The sequence below is a fragment of the Methylobacterium sp. AC315 genome, from assembly GCF_979253755.1.
Genome location: NZ_CEEDEA010000004.1, coordinates 254,469 through 272,045 on the forward strand (window position 1 = coordinate 254,469; position 17,577 = coordinate 272,045).

Genomic DNA, 17,577 nt, shown 5'->3' on the forward strand with positions numbered 1-17,577 from the left:
GGGCGAGCCGAAGTGTCATGAGAACAGGAGCGCCGAGAGCTTGCGTCGTCCCCGGATCGTGTCGGGATCCATCACGCCCCAGGCCTCGAAGAACTGCAGGAGCTGCTTGCGCGCCGCATCCTCGTTCCATTCCTTGTCGCGCTTGCGCAACTCGATCAGGTGATCGACCGCTTGTCCGCGCTCGTTCGCGGCGGCGAGACCCAGAGCGAGGTCGAACCGCGCCTGGTGGGCGTCCGGATTGGCGTCGACCTCACGCTGCAATCCCGTGAGGTCGCCGAGCGAGGCGGCCTGCTCGGCGAGTTCCAGGGCGGCACGGACGCCGGTGAGCGCCGGGTCGGCGGCCTTTGCGTCCGGGACCATCGCCAGCACGCGCTTGGCATTCTCGATCTCGCCGGCGTCGAGCTGCATCTTCGCCAGGCCGGCGAGCGCCGCCACGTTGTCGGGCTGCTGCTCCAGGACCGCGGCGTAGATCTCGGAGGCGCCCGCAAGGTCGCCCTCCTCGATCAGGGCGGCGGCGTCCGCGAGTGCCAGCTCGACCGGATCCTGGGCGGGGCCCGCGACACGGTCGATCAGCTCCTTGATCTGGCTTTCCGGTACTGCACCCATGAAGCCGTCGACGGGCTGGCCCTTCTGGAACACGATCACGGCCGGGATCGACTGGATCCCGAGCTGGCCCGCGATCGAGGGATGGTCGTCGATGTTCATCTTGACCAGCGCCACGGCGCCCTTGGCCGCCTTGACAATCTTCTCCAGGACCGGCGTGAGCTGCTTGCAGGGGCCGCACCAAGGCGCCCAGAAATCGACCAGGACCGGCCGGTGCATCGACTCGGCGATGACATCCTGTCGGAAGCCCGCGGTCGTCGTGTCCTTGATCAGGGCATCGGTGTCGCCGGCCGGAGCAGCGCCGCCGGCAAGGGTGTCATTCAGCATTGGCCTAGCTTCGGAACTTTTTTCGTGGAGTGCCTTAGATGGGGCTTCGGACCGGGTCTGACCAGTCCAAACTCACCGGGCCGGCGCCCCGGGTGCCCCCTTCTCCGCAGCTTTGGCGGCCGTTACGAAGGTTCCCGCGAAGGCGCGGCCATCCGCCGTGCTGGCCTCGCAGGTGATCGCGGTGCGGCCGGGCTCCGGGGCCGAGAAGCGGCAGGCGCCGATCGCCAGCGTCGGCGTCCCGTCCTTGCCGACCATCACCAAGTTGATCGGCTGCAGCGGGTCGGTCTCCTCGGTCGCCTCCTGCTGTGCGCCGTTGCCGCTGAAGCTGATGGTCTGGCCATCCTTCGCGGAGAAGTCGAAGCTCGTGCGGTTGCGGTTGACGGCATTCATCAGCACGTCGCTGCAGGACGCGCTGAGATCCTGGCCGTTGACGATCAGCTTCTCGCACGACCCTTCCAGCCGGAGCGCAGCCTGCGCGTGCGCCGTGCAGGGGAGGCCGAGGAGCGCGCAAAGCAGCGCGAGGCGCAGTCGGTTCGTCATGGCAGGCCTGTCTCCTCCGTTTGCGGTCGAACTAGGCGTCCTGAACGGTCTGTCGAGGGAGGCGGGCCTGCCGGGCGGGATCGGCCTCCGCTCAACCGAACCGTAGGGCACGGTCGTTTGGGGCGGTAAGATCGATTTCTGGACCGAGCGGTACGATCCGGGTCGGGTTGATGGTCGGATGACTCTCGTAATAGTGCCGCTTGATGTGCGTGAAATCGACTGTCGAGGCCACACCGGGAAGCGCGTAGAGGTCGCGCAGATAGTTCGACAGGTTGGGATAATCCGCGATGCGGCGCCGGTTGCACTTGAAATGCCCGACATAGACGGCATCGAACCGCACGAGCGTCGTGAACAGGCGGATATCAGCCTCGGTCAGTCGGTCGCCGCAGAGATAGCGGCCCCGGTCGAGGCGCTCCTCCAGCGCGTCGAGTTCGGAAAACAGCGCCTCGAAGGCTGCCGCGTAGGCGTCCTGCGCGGTGGCGAAGCCGGCCTTGTAGACGCCGTTGTTGACCCGGTCGTAAACCCGCTCGTTGATCGCGTCGATCGCAACGCGCAGATCCTCGGGGTACAGGTCCGGCCCGGTCTCCCCGAAGGCGCTGTTGAGCATCCGCAGGATCTCGGCGGATTCGTTCGACACGATGGTGCCGCGCTTGCGGTCCCACAGCACCGGCACCGTGACGCGGCCGGTATAGGATGAGTCCGCCGCCCGGTAGACCTCGTAGAGGCGGCTGGCGCGATGGATCGGGTCCGGCGTCGCCCCGGGCGTGTCTCCGAACACCCAGCCCTCGGCACCCATGTGCGGATCCACCACCGAGACCGTGATCGCCTCCTCCAGGCCCTTGAGCGCCCGCCCGATCAGGGTGCGGTGGGCCCACGGGCAGGCCAGCGAGACGTAGAGGTGATAGCGCCCCGGCTCGGCCCTGAAGCCGCCCTCCCCTGAAGGACCGGGTGCTCCGTCGGCGGTCACCCAGTTGCGGAAGGACGAGGCCTTTCGCTCGAACCGGCCTCCGGTCGAGGCGGTGTCGTACCACTGGTCGCGCCAGACGCCGTCGACGAGGAGGCCCATGGTGATATCCCGGTTCAGATGGTCGTCGAAGCGAGATGGGAGCCCGGACGGCTGCGGAAAGGGGCCGGCGGCGCCGTCCGACTCGGTTCCGGCGTGCGCCCCAGCCTCGTGCAACGCAGGCTTGCGCGAACGCTTCTATTGCAGTGCAGCATAATCGGCCATTTTCCGGCCACCCGCCCGCTTCTGCGCATCCGCAGCGCCCCCGGCTCGGCGGGAGACTGGATGGAGCTGAGAGATGTCGTTCGCGCTGGTGCCCGTCGCTGAGGCGGCCCTGTTCACCCTGGGGTGTCTGTTGATCCACACCCTTAAGCGGCATGCGGACGTGGTCACGGCGACGCTCGCCTGCGTCGCCACCCTGCTCGTGCTGATGATCGGGATCGCCTGCGCCCCCGAATCCTTCGTCAAGTATCAAGGGGCCAGCATCACCGAGTTCGCCCGCCTGGACCCCGCGATCTACTGAGCCGCGGTGGCGCGCCCGGCGCCGTTCATCTGCGCCAGCCGCCCGCCGGTCCCGCGCTGGCCAGAGACCGCCACGTCGAAATCGTCCCGCGGCAGCCGCGCCAGGAATCGCTCGGCCAACTCGAACAGCAGGATGTCGGGGCGCACGCGTTCGATGTAGCCCCAGTCGAGGCTGGCCGACCAGACAAAGTGAACCTCGCGGAAGCTTTCGGCCAGCAGCCCGGTCAGCAGGAACGGGTCAAAATGCGCGCAGGAATCACCGAACAGCACGAGGCGGCGCGGGTCGGCGCCCTCCGCCTCGTTCCGGAAGACGACGTGGGCCCCGACATGGGCCTCCCGGTCGCGCCCCTGCACCTCGTAGGCGGCGAGCAGCGGGCCGACCTCGACCCGCTTGGCGTCGCGCAGCAGCATGAACCGGTTCAGCCGCTCCAGTGGGCGCTCGCTGAGTTTCTCGCCGAGGTCCATTACGGCTTCGGTGACGAGTTGCGGCCGCGCGCCGATATCGGCCGGCGGGATCGACCCCAGCGCGCGCATGATCTCGCGATAGGCCAGGAGGCAGCCCTCGATGGTCCAATGCGTGTCGGTGCGGAGGTAGAGCGGCACCAGGCCGTCACGGCCCGCCCGGAGGGGCGCCAGGAGATCGAGGTAGGCCGGATGCCGGGCCAGGCGTCGCGCCAGACGGCGTGTGGAGGCCTTGCCCGGGGCGTAACGCAGCCCGTCGGTCTTGTCGTCGTAGACCGACAGCTTCTCCGGCACGATCACGTGAAGGCAGCGGATCCCGAGACGCTCCGCGCGCCGGGCCCGGGCTTCGATCAGCCGCGTCCAGCCGCGCAGGAGCAGCCAGTGCCGCAATCCGCCCCGGTAACGGTCCAGGACGCGGTTGGTGCCGCCGATGAGGAACAGCCATCCGTCGCGGCCGACATGTACGCTCTCCCTGCCTGCAGCCATGGCGGTGCTTTAGAGCCGTTCCCGATCACCTTGCAATCGGGAACGGCGACAGGCCTTCAATGCGGCGAGCGCTTCGGCCGCACGCTGCCGGGTCGCCGAGGCCGGACCCGCCCGGGGTGGCGTGCGTTCGACAGACATGTCGTCCAGCGCTGCCCTGATGCCCGCCCCCTCGCCGGTTGAAAGCCACGGCTCGGCCCGTGCCCGTCCGGCCCGGCTCTGGCGCCCGCGCCGAGTGCTGGTAACCCCGGCCGCGCTGGATTTCGCGCATGGGCGTGCCATGGTCGCGCGGGCCGAGGCGATGGGGCTGCCCGTGGAGCGGCTCGCCGCCAACCGCCTCACCGGGCTGCGCGACGCTGATCCGCGCCGGGCCTACACCGCTGCCAAGGCGACCCTCGCCATTACGGTGGCGCCGCCGACGAAGCTGCGGTTGCAACCGATCCCGCCCTCGGCCGACTGGCGCTTCGACCTCGCGGAGGGCTGCCCGGCCCATTGCCAGTATTGCTACCTCGCCGGCTCGCTCCAGGGGCCGCCCTTGACCCGGGCCTACGCCAATCTCGACGCGATACTGGGCAACCTCGCGGGCTATGCCGGCCAGGGCGCCGTGACCTCCGCGTCCACTGAGCGCGCTCACGAGGGCACGACCTTCGAGGCGTCCTGCTACACGGATCCTCTGGGCATCGAGCATCTCACCGGCTCGCTCTCGGCGGCGATCCGGCATTTCGGCGCTTGGAACGCGCCGGTGCAGTTGCGCTTCACCACGAAGTTCGCCGCCGTCGCCCCGCTCCTCGACCTGCCGCACAACCGGCGCACGCGGATCCGCTTCTCGGTCAATGCCCGTCCCGCTTCCCGCTACGAGGGCGGCACCGACCCGCTCGACGCGCGGCTCGCCGCCATGGCCGCGATGGCGCGGGCCGGCTATCCCGTGGGCCTAACCATCGCGCCGATCATCCCGGTACCGGATTGGGAGGCGGCCTATGCCGGGCTGATCCGCGATGCCGCCGACGCGCTGGCGGGCATCCCCGATCTGGACCTGACCGCCGAACTCATCACCCACCGCTTCACGCCGATCTCGAAGGCGGTCCTGCGCGGCTGGTACCCGGGATCGGACCTGCCCCTCGACGAGGCCGACCGCGTGGAGAAGCGCACCAAGTTCGGCACCGTGAAGCACGTCTTCCCGAAGCCCTTGATGCAGGCGATGCGCACGCATCTGACGGATCGCCTCGCTCGCGACCTGCCGGCCGCGCGGGTGCTCTACTGGACCTGAGCGGTTTTGGCGCCATGTCGCGTCTCATGCATGACGCGGCCCCCCTGATCCTGACGCTCGCCTTCGACGAGCCGACTTTCGCGCGCTTCGACGGCGAGCGCCGGCGCAACTTCCCGGAGGCCCTGAACTTCATCCCGGCCCACGCGACGCTGTTCCACCACCTGCCGGGGGACCGGGAGCGCGGGGTGATCGAGGCGGTGACGACGCTGGCCCGGACGGTGCCGGCGCCTGGCGTCGCCGTCACGGGCCTGCGCTTCACGGGCCGCGGCGTCGCCTACGTCCTCGAATCAGAGTCGCTGTCGAACTTCCGGGCTCGGCTGGCCAAGGCCTTCGAGCCCTACTTGACGGCGCAGGACCGGCAGGGTTGGCGGCCACACGTGACGGTGCAGAACAAGGTCACCCCCGACAAGGCCCGCGCGCTCCGCGCCGACCTGTCGGCCGGCTTCGCGCCGTTCCACTTCACTGCGCCCGCGACGCAACTGTGGCGCTATCTTGGCGGTCCCTGGGAGCCCGTCGCCACGCTGGCCTTCGGGGAGAATGCCTAATGGTTCTCACGCCGACCGGAAGGGGAGCGCCATGAGGGCGCCGGGTGGCCTGCAGCGCAATCCCCTGACCGGGCGCGCGATGTCGGTCTGGCTGCGCCTTCGGCTGAACGAGGTCGGGCCCCTCGTGGCTCTGCTCGGGGTCAGCATCCTGGGCTACGGCTTCTTCTACCTCGCCCACGAGGTCGGCGAGGGCTCGACCGCGGCGCTGGACCGCAAGATCCTCCTGGCCCTGCGCAATCCCGCCGACCTGTCCGACCCGATCGGGCCGCCCTGGCTCGAGGAGACGATGCGCGACATCACCGGGCTCGGCAGCGTCTTCACGGTCCTGTTCCTGACCTGTGCGGTGGCGGCCTACCTGGCGGTCTCCGGACGCCGGCGGATCAGCCTGTTCGTGCTCGCCGCGGTCGGCAGCGGTGAGCTAATCTCGACGGTGCTGAAGCTGTTCTACCAGCGGCCCCGGCCGGACCTTGTCCCGCACGGCATGGAGGTCTTCACGGCGAGCTTCCCGAGCGGCCACGCCACGATGTCGGCGATCGCGTACCTGACCCTGGCGACCCTCATTGCCCGGCTCGACCGCAATCGCAGCGCGAAGGCCCTGGTTCTCGGACTGGGGGTCGGCCTGACGCTGCTGGTCGGACTCAGCCGGATCTATCTCGGCGTTCACTGGCCGAGCGACGTGCTGGCCGGGTGGTGCATCGGCGCGGCCTGGGCGTCGCTGTGCTGGTTCGTCGCCCTCCAGCTTCAGCGGCGGGGCGAGGTGGAGGCGCCCGATCCCCCGCCGCCCGCCTGACCGGACGATCAAGGTAAACCGGAGGTTGAGGGGGCCTTCGGGTCCCATCCGCGAGGCGACGGAGGCGGCCTCCGAGTCGGATGCCGGCGGCCCGCCGCCTGACCGACAGTGAGGCGGAGGTCGCGCGTCTGCGCGCCGCGCTGCTGTCCGGAAACGACCGGATGGCGGCCTGCGTTCACTGACGGGACAGCGTTGATCGCGGACGCTCGTCCCATGTCGCGGCGATTCGCTGCCGTGACCCGGATCCAGCGAAACGGCGAGGCTCATGGCGGACGACACCCGACTCTCACGACGCACCCTCCTGGCCGCGGGGGGCGCCCTGGCCGGCGCTGGCCTCGGCAGCACCGCCCAGGCGGCCCAGCTCGGCCCGGCGGTTCCGGCCGATACCGGCGCTGTTCAGGGCGGCCGCGTGATGTTCCCGAACTGGCGCGGCCCGGCCGACCGGCCGCCGGCGCCGAGCCCGGCGCCGCAGCCTCCGGGCCAGCGGGTTGGCTATTGCGTCGTCGGCCTCGGGCGTTTGAGCCTCGACGAGATCCTGCCGGCCTTCGGGGTTACCAAGCGCTCGCGGTTGGCCGCGGTGATGTCGGGAACCCCCGACAAGGCCAAGCTCGTGGCGCGGCAATACGGCCTGCCCGAGGATGCCGTCTACGGCTACGACGAGTGGGATCGGCTGAAGGCCAACCCGGCAATCCAGGCGGTCTACGTCGTGACGCCCAACAGCGTGCACCGGGACAACGTCCTGGCCGCCGCGGCAGCCGGAAAGCAGGTGCTGTGCGAGAAGCCAATGGCGGTGGCCTCGCAGGAGTGCCGCGACATGATCGCGGCTTGCAACCAGGCCAACGTCAAGCTGATGATCGCCTATCGCTGCCAGTACGAGCCGCACAACCGCGCGGTGATCAAGCTCGCCCGCTCAGGCGAGTTCGGGCGTCCCCGGCTGATCCAGGCGTTCAACGGCCAGACGAGCGGGCTGCCTGAGCAGTGGCGGCTCAAGAAGGCGCTCGCGGGCGGCGGATCGCTGCCGGATATCGGGCTCTACTGCCTCAACACCACCCGGGCCGTCCTCGGCGAGGAGCCCGACCTGATCCAGGCCCAGATCCACTCTCCGCCCGACGATCCGAAGTTCCGCGAGGTCGAGGAGACGGTCACCTTCACGATGCGCTTCCCGTCCGGGGTGATCGCGCAATGCACGTCGAGCTACGGCGTGTACGAGGCCCGGAGCCTGACGCTCCACACCGGGAGCGCCTCCGTCGATCTGCAGAACGCCTTCGCGTACGAGGGCCAGCGCCTGTTCGTGTCCCACCGCGACGGCAAGAACGGAACCCGCGACGAGAAGGTTCTGAGCCCCAAGAACCAGTTCGCCCTCGAGATGGACCACTTCTCCCGGTGCATCCAGGAGAACCTGCGTCCCCGCACCCCCGGCGAAGAGGGGCTGCAGGATCAGGTGCTCATGGAGGCGATCTACGAGGCCGCGCGCACCGGTGCGCCGGTGAAGGTCGGGCCGCCCGCGGGGGCCGCCTCGGGCCTCGACGTGACCCGCGGGCCGGAGCCGGAGGAGCCGAGCTGAGAGCGCTCAGAACGGCAGCAGGATATCCACGATCTGCTGGCCGTAGCGGGGCTGCTGCACGTCGGTGATCTGGCCGCGGCCGCCATACGCGATGCGGGCCTGGGCGATCTTGGTCGAGTCGATGGTGTTGTCGGACTCGATGTCCTCCGGCCGGACCACGCCGGCCACCACCATCTCGCGAACCTCGAAGTTGACGCGGATCTCCTGCTTGCCCTCGACCACCAGGTTGCCGTTGGGCAGCACCTGCGTGACCACCGCGGCGACGTTGGTGGTCACGGTCTCGGCCCGCTGGACCGAGCCGGCGCCGTCGTTGGCAGTGGCCGAGGTGGCGGCGAGCAGCGCCGTGCTGCCGACGCCGAAGGACTTGCCGACCGCATTGTTCTCCAGCCCCAGGGCGTTCGGCAGGCCGAAGCTCTCGGTGTTGGCCCGGGACCGCTTGGTCTCGTTGTTGATGTTGGCCTTGTCGGTGACGTTGACCTTCACGGTCAGCAGGTCGCCGAGCCGGGCCGCCCGCTGATCCTTGAAGAACGCCCGGGAGCCGGTGCGCCAGAGCGAATTCGGCGCGTAGGAGACCGGCTGCACGTCGGGCATCGGCATCCGGACAGGCTTGTAGCCCGGCTGGGTGGTCGGATCCTCGATCGCCGACAGCGCCGGGGTGGCGCCGACCTGGGACAGCCGGTCGGCGGTGTTGCAGGCCCCGAGGCCGGCGAACAGCACGGCGACGAGCGGGGTCAGGGCGAGGCGGCTGGTCATCGGGAAACTCGTTGACGCATCGGATGGGCGATCAGCGCAGGGACGCCGTCGCCTGGACTTGCGGGGCCGCGGCGGCCTGCTGAGTCGTGGAGGCGGGGCCGACCGAGACCCGGCCGGGGCCGATCACGGTAGCCTGGAGGACCTTCTTCGAGGCCACATTCACGACGTTGACGACCGCGCCCATCCGGCCGGCCTCGTTGGCCAGCCCGCGCATCGACAGGCTGACGCTGGCGGTCTCGTACACGATGGTCACGCTCTCGCCCCGGGCCACCAGCTCCGGCAGGGCGGTGTCGGAGACCCGCAGCACCGTGCCGGCCGGCAGCGCGTGCTGGGCGACCTCACCCAGGACCGCCGTGGCGCCGGCCTGCGCGTCGGCCGCGACCATCTCGCGGGGGCGGCGCTCGACGACGAGGTCGCCGTCTCGCACCGGATCACCCCGGTTGAGCGACCGGGTGAGCACCGCCACCTCGCGCAGTTCGACCACCACGCCCGAGACCCGGAGCGATGCCTGCCGCTCGCCGAGACTGACGAGACCCGTGACGCGGCGGGAGCGCGGATCGTAGGTCAGGTCGAGGGCCGTGGCCTGACCGGCGAGGTCAACCGGCGCCAGCAGCGTCGGGCCGTCGCCGTCGAAGCGGACGGCCACGCTGCGCGGATCGAGGCCGTAGCCCGTCTCCAGGGCGCGCTTGAGCGCGGCCTCCAGATCCGGCGGTCCCAGGCGTCGCGCGGCGCGCTGCACGGCGATCTGCATCCGGCCACCGGTCTCCAGGCCGGTCAGGCCCAGGGCTGCGGCGGCCTCGACGATGCGGCGGGTCTGGATCGTGCCGGTGGCGCCGAGCGCGGGTGAGCGGAACAGCGGCCGCGCGGCGAGCGCGTCCGGCGCGCCCTCGACGAGGTCGGACAGGGCGAGCACATCGCCGCGGGCGGTCACGTCTCCGCGCAGGCGCGGCTGCGCCTTCTGAGCCTCGTTCTGCGGGGGGGCGGTCTGGGCCATCGCCGGGATCGCAAGGGCGCCGATGGCCGCGAAGGTCAGGAAGGCGAGCGCCGCGCGCACAAGCACCGCGGCGCCGGGGGGCGCCACCCGCGGGCGGGTCCGGCGGACGATCGGGTTGAGGTCGCTCTCGTCCGTCGCCGTGCTGACGAGGGGCAGGTCGGCAAGGTCGATCTGGGAGCCGGCATACATGATCGGAGACCTGAAGTGAGGGCAGGACGCGCGGTCAGCTGCGGAACATCTGCGAGGTGGTGGAGAGCATCTGGTCGGCGGCGGTCACGACCTTCGAGTTCATCTCGTAGGCGCGCTGCGCGGCGATCAGCGACGAGATCTCGGTGACGGCGTTCACGTTCGCCTCTTCCAAATAACTCTGCTGAAGGTTTCCAAATCCTTCCGCTCCCGGCAGGCCGCTGATCGCCGGCCCCGAGGCCGCCGTCTCGATGAACAGGTTGTCGCCGATCGATTCGAGGCCGACCTTGTTGACGAAGCGCGAGAGCTGGAACTGGCCGAGCGCCTGCGGCGCGGTCTGCCCGGGCAGCGTCGCCTGGACGGCGCCGGTAGCGCTGATCGTGACCGCGGTCGCCGTCTGCGGCACGGTGATCGCCGGATCGAGCAGGTAGCCGTCGCGGGTGACGAGCTGGCCGGTGGCCGAGAGGTCGAACGAACCGTCCCGGGAATAGGCGGTGCGGCCATCCGGCATCGTCACCCGGAAGAAGCCCTCGCCACGGACCGCGACGTCGTAGTCCTTCTCGGTCGAGCTCAGCGTGCCCTGCGACATGACGCGGGCGGTCGAGGTCGTCTTCACGCCCGAGCCGAGGGCGAGGCCGGCGGGAAGCTGGGTGTTCTGCTCGGAAGTCGAGGAGCCGGCTCGGCGCAGGTTCTGGTAGAGCAGATCCTGGAAATGCACCTGCTGGCGCTTGTAGCCGGTGGTGCGCAGGTTCGCGATGTTGTTCGAGATGACCTGGACGTTCAGTTCCTGGGCCGCCATGCCGGTGGCGGCTGAGTAAAGGGCGCGCATCGGTCGAGCCCCCCTTACGCGACGTCGGCGAGGCGGCGGATCGCCGTGCCCCGCAGGTCGTCGAGGCGGCTGATCATGCTCGACACCATGGCATAGGAGCGGTTCACGTCCATCAGCCGGGTCATCTCGATGACCGGACGGACGTTCGAGCGCTCCAGCGCGCCGGATTCCAGGCGGCCGTCGAGTCCGGCCGCGCGGGCCGGCTCGGGCGACGCGTAGAGGTTGCCGCCCTCGTTGGTGAGACGCTGCGGGTTTGCGAAGGTGACGAGCTTGATCTTGCCGCGGATGCCGAGGTTGGTCGACACGGTGCCGTCGAGGCCGATCGTCAGCCCGGTCTCCTGTTGGTTGATGGTGATCGGCCCGCCGTCGCCGACGACCTTGTAGCCGTCGCTGGTCACCAGCGCGCCGGTCGGGTCGATCTCGAAGGCGCCGTTCCGGGTGTAGCGCTCGCCTTGGGGCGACTGCACCGCGATGAACGCCGAGCCCTTCACCGCGACGTTGAGCGGGTTGCCGGTCTGCTCGATCGGCCCCTGCCCCAGGTCCAGCGTCGTGCCCTGGTCGATGACGTAGGAGAGGCGCCTGTCCGGGCGGGCGAACGAATCCGCGCTCGCCACCGGCATCAGGTATTCCTGGAACCGCGTGCTCCGGCCCTTGAAGCCGGTGGTCGAGACGTTCGCCATGTTGTTGGAGATGACGTCCAGCTCGCGCTGAAGCGCCACCTGGCTCGACACGCCGACGAAGAGGGCATTCTGCATCGTGGACTCTGACACTCGCGTGCCGCGGTGGCGGCAACGATCCATTCAGCATCCGCTGTGCCAACGCTCAAAAATCCAAATTTGCATGCAAATTGAATGATTTGCGCGACGCTCCGGCAACCACCCGGATGGGTCGGGCCTGCGCTACGGCAATCCTGGCCCGGCAGGATTTGCCCGCTTAACGACGCGTTAACCGTAATGCTCCGATATCCGGTCATACCCGGCACGCGGATATCCGCGAGAGAGTATTATTTCCCATGGCCAAGAAGCCCAAAAAGGCCGCCGAAGAGGGCGAAGCCGGCGCCGAGGCGGCTCCGAAGGGCAAGAAGAAGCTCATCATGATCGGGGCGGCCGTGTTGCTGGTCGTCGTCGGCGGCGGCGGTGCCTTCATGATGATGGGGTCTGGCGGTGGCGGTGAGGGCAAGGAGGCTGCCTCGGGCGGCGGACATGGTGGTGGTCACGGCGGCGGGCACGGCGACGCCGCCAAGGGCGTCGGCCCGGACGGCAAGAAGCCGATCGTGTTCGTCGAGATGCGCGAGATGCTGCTGAACCTCAGCCCCGACGCGCCACAGGAGAAGGCCAAGTACGCCAAGCTGCGGCTCGCCCTGGAACTCAAGGATGCCGGGGTCGAGGACGAGGTGAAGCCCCTGATGCCGCGCATCGAGGACACCCTGCAGGTCTACATGCGCGAGCTGCATGCGAGTGACCTCACCGGGTCGGTCGGGCTCTACCGGCTGCGCGAGGAGTTGCTGCGGCGCGTGAACGTCGCCGTCTATCCCGCCAAGGTCGAGGCGGTGCTGTTCAAGGACGTGATCGTCCAGTGACCGACCCGTCGGCCCTGGCGGTCACCGCGAACCAGGCTTCTAGCGGACGCGTCTGATGGAACCCGAGGACGAACTTCCCGAAGACGACTGGTCGGCCGCCCTCCTGGAGCAGGGCGCCGAGGGCGGCGACACGTCGCTCGCCGAGGAATGGGGCGCGGCGCTCGCCGAGCAGGGCACCACGCGCAACGCCGGAGACGTCGCCGCCGAATGGGCGACGATGATTGAGGACGGGGAGAGCGACAACCTCCCCGAGCTCGCCGGCAACGACCGGGTGCTGAACCAGGACGAGATCGACGGCGTCCTCGGCTTCTCGATGCGCGAGCTCTCGGCCTCGGGGGCCGGGGGCGTTCAGGCCATCGTCGACTCGGGCGTCGTCCAGTACGAACGCCTGCCGATGCTGGAGATCGTCTTCGACCGGATGATCCGGTTGCTGTCGACCTCCCTGCGCAACCTGTTCCAGGACAACGTCGAGGTGACGCTGGACAACATCACCTCGGTGCGCTTCGGCGACTATCTCAACGCGATCCCGCTCCCGACCCTGCTGGGCGTGTTCCGCGCCGAGCAATGGGAGAATTCCGGCCTCGTCACAGTCGATTCGAACCTCGCCTACGCGACCTTCGACCTGCTGCTCGGGGGCAAGCGCGGTGGCTCGTCGAGCCGTCTCGACGGACGGCCGTTCACGTCGATCGAGATGACGCTAGTGCGCCGCCTCGTGGAGATCGTGCTCGGCGATCTGGAGATGTCGTTCCAGCCGCTCTCGCCGGTGACCTTCGGCATCGACCGGATCGAGACCAACCCGCGCTTCGCCACCATCACCCGCCCCGGCAACGCCGCGATCCTGATCAGCCTCCGCCTCGACGTCGACGGGCGCGGCGGCATGCTGCAGATCCTGTTCCCCTACGCGACCATCGAGCCGATCCGGGAACTGCTGACCCAGAGCTTCATGGGCGAGAAGCTCGGCCGAGACCATGTCTGGGAGGGCCACCTCGCCACCGAGATCTGGCAGGCCGACGTCACCATGGAGGCGGTGCTGCACGAGATGATGCTGCCGCTCAAGCAGGTGATGCGCCTCAAGGTCGGCGACACCCTGATGTTCGACGCCAAGCCCTCCGACCTGATTGCGGTGCGCTGCGGCGACTGGGCCCTCACCCAGGGACGGATCGGCCAGGTCGACGGTAACATCGCCGTGCAGGTCACCCGGCCCCTGCGCCGCTCGCGCACGACCATCCAGGCCTACGAGGCCTCAATGAACAGCCACACAGACGTCTAGCGTGCGATAGGTCCGGATCATGAGTCTCTTCGTCACGCTCGCCGCCGATATCCTGGTCGCCGTCCTCCTGGCGGCCACGATCGTCACCTGCCTGCGCCTGTCGCGCCGGATCAGCCAACTCAAGGGTGACGAGGCGGCCTTGCGCCAGACTATCGGCGACTTAATGGTCGCCACCAGCACCGCCGAGCGCGCTATCGCGGGGCTGCGCTCGGCGATCGATGACGGCGACCGCACCCTGACCACGCGGATCGAGGCCGCCACAGCCCGCTCCGCCGAACTGGCTGCGCAGGTGGAGGCCGGGGAGACCGTCGTGATGCGCATCGGAGCGATCGTCGCGCAGATGCGGGCCGCGCCGGTCCGGTCCGAGCCGCCGTCCGCCCCGCGGCCGGTCCCCGAGCCCGAGGCTCCCGCGACGCGCCGGTCCGAGCCCGCGAGCCCCAACGGCGAGCGCCTCGGCGCCGCCGCCGCCGCGGCCCTGGCCATGAGCGAGCGCGCCCTCGCCCGCGTCCGGGCGCGCGCCGCGTGACCGGCGTCCCGGCCCCGAAGATCCCGCCGGCACCCAAGCCGACCCCGCAGGCGCCACGCACGGACGCCACGGCCCTGCGCCGCCCGCGGTTGAAGCCCGTGCGGCCGGTGCGGCTGCGCCTGATCGATGCCGTGGCGATCGCAGCCGGCGGCCTGCTGCTGCTCAAGCTGCTCACCCTGGGGCAGGTCGGCCTGCCGGGTGCCGGAACCCTGCCCGAATACGGCCGGGCGGTGGCCCGGGCGCGCACCGGCTACGAGCCCCCCGATCCCGGTACCACCGGCTCGGTCGGCGCCAAGGAGGAGACGGCCGCGGCACCGATCGAGAAGCCGTCGGAGATGCCCGCGCCCGAGCCGGCGAAGGCGGCATCCGGTTCCCCGACCGAACGCGCGCTCCTGGAAAAGCTCGGCGCCCGGCGCGACGCGCTGCGGCAGAAGAACGACGAGCTGGAACTGCGCGAGAAGATGCTCAACGAGGCCGAACGCAAGCTCGAGACCGGGCTGGGCGACCTCAAGCAGGCGGAGGAGAAGGTCGATTCGGCTGCCAAGGCCCGCGAGGACGCCGAGAAGCAGGGGCTCAAGAACATCGTCACGATGTACGAGACGATGAAGCCCAAGGATGCTGCCCGGGTGTTCGACCGCCTCGGCCAGGACGTGCTGGTGCCGATCGTGCTGGCCATGAACCCGCGCAAGATGGCCGAGGTGCTCTCGGCGATGCAGCCCGATACGGCCGAGCGCCTCACCGTCACCCTGGCCAACCGGGCGCGCGGGGTCGGAACTGCGCAGGCGCAGGTCGGCGCGGCCCTCCCGGCGAACGAGTTGCCGGCGATCGATCCGGGACCACCGCTGTCGCGATAGGCTCGCGAGGCCCTCCGGTCTCACGCCGATGCGGCAGCGCCTCCCGGCCTCCGCCTCGGTCGACGATGACGAATGGAGATCGCCCGGTGTCCCGGTGTCGAAGGGCGAGGCCGGGTCTTTCCTGGATGCCCGCGCGGCGACCTGGTCCCGGAGCAGGCAAGGGTTTTCGGGAAATCGTATCGTCTGCCGGCTCGGGACCGAACTGAATCGGTGCCGATCGCATGAGATGCGCTGCGCAGTGTCCTTGACATTACAGTAAAAACATTTACTGCGCTGCGCAAATTCATGTATCTGGGCCGGACGGTGATGACTTCGAGGGAATATCTCCTTTCCGGTGCGTCTAGCTTGGCCGGCAAGCTGTTAGACAATGTTGCCATCCAAAAGATGTTATTCAACGCTTTGCGCCTCAACAGGAAGCAGGTACGACGGTTCGTATTGGATCGCGATGCGACGTTCCTTGCGTATTGCCTTGCGCGAAGGTCTCAATCGAAATCGCAGATTTTGCAGGATCTCTGGGTTTGCTTCGAGCTGGGCGAGAAGATCGGCGGCTACTTTGTAGAATTCGGGGCCACGAACGGCAGGAAGAACAGCAACACGTGGCTGCTCGAAAAAACACTGGGGTGGAAGGGGATTCTTGCGGAGCCGAATCCTATCTGGCACGCCGCGTTGGCGGCCGAGCGAGACGCCGCGATCGAACACAGATGCGTTTCGTCCCGGTCGCACGAGACGGTCACCTTCATCGCGACCAACGACTCGGATCCCGAATTGAGCGGCATCGCCCGTTTCGCTGAGTCCGACCATTTCGCCGAGACGCGCAGCCGCGGGCAGCGCATCGAGATTGAAACCATTTCCCTGGACGATCTGCTCGACGCCTACGCGGCGCCGCCTTGCATCGATTACCTGTCGATCGATACCGAGGGGAGCGAACTCGACATCCTTTCGGCTTACAGCTTCAGCCGAAAATTCAATGTCCTATCTGTCGAGAACAATCCGAAGAACGAGGTCGCGATCGACGCGCTTCTCGCTGCGAAGGGATATGTCCGGGTTTTTCGGCAGTTCTCCCAGTGGGATAGCTGGTACGTATCCGGGGAACTGAGGGCTGAAGGACCGGTGATCGTGGCGGCCCCGGATGCATGATCGTCATCCCGGATCGCGAATGGCTTTAGGTTAAGCACCGGTCAAAGGTTTCGCCGGTCGTGATCGCTGAGATCACTTCCGCCAGATCGGGCCGGTTCGTCGGGGTCGGTTGCAGGCAGGCCTCCACAAGCGTCTGCAGCCCGTTCAGGGCCCCGTCGCTGCGGTCCAGCAACTCGCTCAGCAGGATCCCCACCGCCCGCACCTCGATCCGCTTCAGCGCCGCACCGTCTTCGCCAGCAGGCAGCGCCGAGGCGGCGCCGAAATCGCTGAGCACGGCGGCGCCGGTTGCGGCATTCCACAGCGTGTTGTGGGCGTAGACGTCGCCGTGGAGCAGGCCACGCCCGTGCAGATGGGCCACGGCTTCGGCCACCGCGCCGGCGATGCGCAGGCCATGCCCTGTGGCAAGCGTCAGGGTGGGGTCGTAGACGTCACGGCTGCAACTCGCGAGGCTCGGCGGGCCGGCGAGCACGCGCCACTGGGCCGGCAAGAGCCGGAGCAGCAAGCCCTGCGCACCGTCGGGATGGTCGACGAGCCGGCCGAGGGCGCCTGTGAGCGCCGGATGGGTTCCGGCAGCGAGGCAGGCTTCCATCTCGCGCTCCGGCAGACCGTCGCTGGTCATCGCGCCCTTGAACAGCTTCAGCGCAACCTCCTGCGGGCCAGTAGGTCCGCGCCAGACGGCGCGGTGGACCCGGCCCGAGGCACCCTCCCCGAGCAAATCGCCGACCTCGAGCGCGGTCCACGGCACGGCCGCCGCCGGTGCGGGCTCCGTCGGCGGTTCGGCGGGATTGCCCGCGTAGGAGATCCAGGCGAGGCGCGGCAGGCGTGCCAGCCAAGGCGGCAGCGCCTCGAGACGGTTGCAGGACAGGCGGATCAGTTCGAGGTTCTGCGCCTCCGCCAAGCTCTCGGGCAGATGCGCGATGCGGTTGCCCGACAGCATCAGCTTCTGTAGCAGCGGCCGTGCCCCCAGCGTGTTCGGCAGCGTCTCGATCCGGTTGTCCGTGAGGGTGAGCCAGCGCAGGTCGCGTGGCAGCGCCTCCGCCGGCACCTCCCGGATGCCGCATCCGCGAAAGCCGAGCTGGCTCAGCGTCGGGCATTGGCCGAGGACGGACGGCAGCCGCGCGAACGGATTGCCGGAGCAGAACAGCACCCTCAGATTCTGGAGGCGGCCGAGATCGACCGGCAGATCGGCGAGGCTACCACGCCCGAGATCCAGCACTTCCAGGGTGTCTGCGAGGCCGAACACCTCCTGGGGAAATTCAGCGAGTCCGTCCGGCAACCGCAGTTCCCGGGCGCCCGCGAGATCGCCGCGCCGCAGGGCCGCGAGGGTTTCGGTCCGATCCAAG

General features: G+C 69.1%; 19 protein-coding genes. 10 read left to right on the forward strand and 9 right to left on the reverse strand.

Annotation, left to right across the window (positions count from 1 at the left end; genetic code table 11):
• Window positions 1–15: 15 nt before the first annotated feature.
• The 3 genes from trxA to AC0IY0_RS08965 form a co-directional block, all read right to left on the reverse strand.
• Window positions 16–930 carry a thioredoxin gene (gene trxA / locus AC0IY0_RS08955; RefSeq protein WP_471763633.1) on the reverse strand — a complete coding sequence of 305 codons (915 nt, stop codon included), beginning with the start codon at window positions 928–930 and terminating at the stop codon, window positions 16–18.
• Between the two features lie 72 nt (window positions 931–1,002).
• Window positions 1,003–1,470 (reverse strand): hypothetical protein, encoded by a 468-nt coding sequence (locus AC0IY0_RS08960; RefSeq protein WP_147908797.1) that lies wholly within the window; start codon window positions 1,468–1,470, stop codon window positions 1,003–1,005.
• A 91-nt stretch (window positions 1,471–1,561) separates the two neighbouring features.
• The gene (locus AC0IY0_RS08965) at window positions 1,562–2,536 is read right to left on the reverse strand and encodes a glutathione S-transferase family protein (protein WP_471763634.1); all 975 of its coding nucleotides are present in this window, start codon (window positions 2,534–2,536) and stop codon (window positions 1,562–1,564) included.
• Window positions 2,537–2,771: 235 nt separating this feature from the next.
• Between AC0IY0_RS08965 and AC0IY0_RS08970 the strand changes: the two genes are divergently transcribed.
• Window positions 2,772–2,996: a hypothetical protein gene (locus tag AC0IY0_RS08970; RefSeq protein ID WP_147908795.1), complete on the forward strand. Its 225-nt coding sequence runs from the start codon at window positions 2,772–2,774 to the stop codon at window positions 2,994–2,996.
• Here AC0IY0_RS08970 and AC0IY0_RS08975 read toward each other — a convergent pair.
• Window positions 2,990–3,943: an alginate O-acetyltransferase AlgX-related protein gene (locus AC0IY0_RS08975; protein ID WP_471763635.1), complete on the reverse strand. Its 954-nt coding sequence runs from the start codon at window positions 3,941–3,943 to the stop codon at window positions 2,990–2,992. The genes AC0IY0_RS08970 and AC0IY0_RS08975 overlap by 7 nt on opposite strands.
• A gap of 157 nt (window positions 3,944–4,100) precedes the next feature.
• On the opposite strand from AC0IY0_RS08975, the gene AC0IY0_RS08980 reads away from it, so the two are divergent.
• From AC0IY0_RS08980 to AC0IY0_RS08995, 4 genes are all read left to right on the forward strand, one after another.
• A complete protein-coding gene (locus tag AC0IY0_RS08980) occupies window positions 4,101–5,207 on the forward strand; it encodes an SPL family radical SAM protein (protein WP_147908826.1) in 1,107 nt (368 codons plus the stop codon).
• Between the two features lie 26 nt (window positions 5,208–5,233).
• A complete protein-coding gene (locus AC0IY0_RS08985) occupies window positions 5,234–5,752 on the forward strand; it encodes a 2'-5' RNA ligase family protein (RefSeq protein ID WP_147908825.1) in 519 nt (172 codons plus the stop codon).
• Window positions 5,753–5,783: 31 nt separating this feature from the next.
• Window positions 5,784–6,542: a phosphatase PAP2 family protein gene (locus AC0IY0_RS08990; protein WP_147908793.1), complete on the forward strand. Its 759-nt coding sequence runs from the start codon at window positions 5,784–5,786 to the stop codon at window positions 6,540–6,542.
• 265 nt (window positions 6,543–6,807) lie between these two features.
• Window positions 6,808–8,106: a Gfo/Idh/MocA family protein gene (locus AC0IY0_RS08995; protein ID WP_147908792.1), complete on the forward strand. Its 1,299-nt coding sequence runs from the start codon at window positions 6,808–6,810 to the stop codon at window positions 8,104–8,106.
• 6 nt (window positions 8,107–8,112) lie between these two features.
• Here AC0IY0_RS08995 and flgH read toward each other — a convergent pair whose 3' ends face one another.
• Genes flgH through flgF form a run of 4 tightly spaced genes read right to left on the reverse strand, consistent with a single transcriptional unit; the run spans window position 8,113 to window position 11,623 of the window.
• On the reverse strand, window positions 8,113–8,859 hold the full coding sequence (flgH, locus tag AC0IY0_RS09000) for a flagellar basal body L-ring protein FlgH (protein WP_147855644.1): 747 nt from the start codon (window positions 8,857–8,859) through the stop codon (window positions 8,113–8,115).
• A gap of 31 nt (window positions 8,860–8,890) precedes the next feature.
• Window positions 8,891–10,042, reverse strand: a complete 1,152-nt coding sequence (gene flgA, locus AC0IY0_RS09005) for a flagellar basal body P-ring formation chaperone FlgA (RefSeq protein ID WP_461231118.1) — start codon at window positions 10,040–10,042, stop codon at window positions 8,891–8,893.
• Window positions 10,043–10,076: 34 nt separating this feature from the next.
• Window positions 10,077–10,868: a flagellar basal-body rod protein FlgG gene (gene flgG, locus AC0IY0_RS09010; protein ID WP_092038758.1), complete on the reverse strand. Its 792-nt coding sequence runs from the start codon at window positions 10,866–10,868 to the stop codon at window positions 10,077–10,079.
• Window positions 10,869–10,882: 14 nt separating this feature from the next.
• Entirely contained in the window at window positions 10,883–11,623 is a 741-nt protein-coding gene (gene flgF, locus AC0IY0_RS09015; protein ID WP_147896360.1) for a flagellar basal-body rod protein FlgF, read from the reverse strand.
• 257 nt (window positions 11,624–11,880) lie between these two features.
• Between flgF and fliL the strand changes: the two genes are divergently transcribed.
• From fliL to AC0IY0_RS09040, 5 genes are all read left to right on the forward strand, one after another.
• Window positions 11,881–12,447, forward strand: coding sequence for a flagellar basal body-associated protein FliL (fliL, locus tag AC0IY0_RS09020; protein WP_471763636.1), 567 nt, complete (start codon window positions 11,881–11,883; stop codon window positions 12,445–12,447).
• 55 nt (window positions 12,448–12,502) lie between these two features.
• Window positions 12,503–13,717 carry a flagellar motor switch protein FliM gene (fliM, locus tag AC0IY0_RS09025; RefSeq protein WP_378995020.1) on the forward strand — a complete coding sequence of 405 codons (1,215 nt, stop codon included), beginning with the start codon at window positions 12,503–12,505 and terminating at the stop codon, window positions 13,715–13,717.
• Window positions 13,718–13,736: 19 nt separating this feature from the next.
• Window positions 13,737–14,243 (forward strand): DUF6468 domain-containing protein, encoded by a 507-nt coding sequence (locus tag AC0IY0_RS09030; RefSeq protein WP_147938337.1) that lies wholly within the window; start codon window positions 13,737–13,739, stop codon window positions 14,241–14,243.
• Window positions 14,240–15,097: a MotE family protein gene (locus tag AC0IY0_RS09035; RefSeq protein ID WP_246692624.1), complete on the forward strand. Its 858-nt coding sequence runs from the start codon at window positions 14,240–14,242 to the stop codon at window positions 15,095–15,097. Before AC0IY0_RS09030 ends, AC0IY0_RS09035 begins: the two co-directional genes overlap by 4 nt.
• A gap of 345 nt (window positions 15,098–15,442) precedes the next feature.
• Window positions 15,443–16,234, forward strand: a complete 792-nt coding sequence (locus AC0IY0_RS09040) for an FkbM family methyltransferase (RefSeq protein ID WP_419829602.1) — start codon at window positions 15,443–15,445, stop codon at window positions 16,232–16,234.
• Between the two features lie 25 nt (window positions 16,235–16,259).
• Here the strand turns inward: AC0IY0_RS09040 and AC0IY0_RS09045 are convergent, their stop codons facing one another.
• Complete coding sequence (locus tag AC0IY0_RS09045; protein WP_471763637.1) at window positions 16,260–17,576, reverse strand: leucine-rich repeat-containing protein kinase family protein; 1,317 nt, start codon at window positions 17,574–17,576, stop codon at window positions 16,260–16,262.
• Window position 17,577: the final 1 nt, after the last annotated feature.

What these genes read in the sequence shown, in the direction of transcription:
- trxA (WP_471763633.1), bottom strand. Translation starts at nt 930, where the DNA reads ATGCTGAATGACACCCTTGCCGGCGGCGCTGCTCCGGCCGGCGACACC.
- AC0IY0_RS08960 (WP_147908797.1), bottom strand. Translation starts at nt 1,470, where the DNA reads ATGACGAACCGACTGCGCCTCGCGCTGCTTTGCGCGCTCCTCGGCCTC.
- AC0IY0_RS08965 (WP_471763634.1), bottom strand. Translation starts at nt 2,536, where the DNA reads ATGGGCCTCCTCGTCGACGGCGTCTGGCGCGACCAGTGGTACGACACC.
- AC0IY0_RS08970 (WP_147908795.1), top strand. Translation starts at nt 2,772, where the DNA reads ATGTCGTTCGCGCTGGTGCCCGTCGCTGAGGCGGCCCTGTTCACCCTG.
- AC0IY0_RS08975 (WP_471763635.1), bottom strand. Translation starts at nt 3,943, where the DNA reads ATGGCTGCAGGCAGGGAGAGCGTACATGTCGGCCGCGACGGATGGCTG.
- AC0IY0_RS08980 (WP_147908826.1), top strand. Translation starts at nt 4,101, where the DNA reads ATGCCCGCCCCCTCGCCGGTTGAAAGCCACGGCTCGGCCCGTGCCCGT.
- AC0IY0_RS08985 (WP_147908825.1), top strand. Translation starts at nt 5,234, where the DNA reads ATGCATGACGCGGCCCCCCTGATCCTGACGCTCGCCTTCGACGAGCCG.
- AC0IY0_RS08990 (WP_147908793.1), top strand. Translation starts at nt 5,784, where the DNA reads ATGAGGGCGCCGGGTGGCCTGCAGCGCAATCCCCTGACCGGGCGCGCG.
- AC0IY0_RS08995 (WP_147908792.1), top strand. Translation starts at nt 6,808, where the DNA reads ATGGCGGACGACACCCGACTCTCACGACGCACCCTCCTGGCCGCGGGG.
- flgH (WP_147855644.1), bottom strand. Translation starts at nt 8,859, where the DNA reads ATGACCAGCCGCCTCGCCCTGACCCCGCTCGTCGCCGTGCTGTTCGCC.
- flgA (WP_461231118.1), bottom strand. Translation starts at nt 10,042, where the DNA reads ATGTATGCCGGCTCCCAGATCGACCTTGCCGACCTGCCCCTCGTCAGC.
- flgG (WP_092038758.1), bottom strand. Translation starts at nt 10,868, where the DNA reads ATGCGCGCCCTTTACTCAGCCGCCACCGGCATGGCGGCCCAGGAACTG.
- flgF (WP_147896360.1), bottom strand. Translation starts at nt 11,623, where the DNA reads ATGCAGAATGCCCTCTTCGTCGGCGTGTCGAGCCAGGTGGCGCTTCAG.
- fliL (WP_471763636.1), top strand. Translation starts at nt 11,881, where the DNA reads ATGGCCAAGAAGCCCAAAAAGGCCGCCGAAGAGGGCGAAGCCGGCGCC.
- fliM (WP_378995020.1), top strand. Translation starts at nt 12,503, where the DNA reads ATGGAACCCGAGGACGAACTTCCCGAAGACGACTGGTCGGCCGCCCTC.
- AC0IY0_RS09030 (WP_147938337.1), top strand. Translation starts at nt 13,737, where the DNA reads ATGAGTCTCTTCGTCACGCTCGCCGCCGATATCCTGGTCGCCGTCCTC.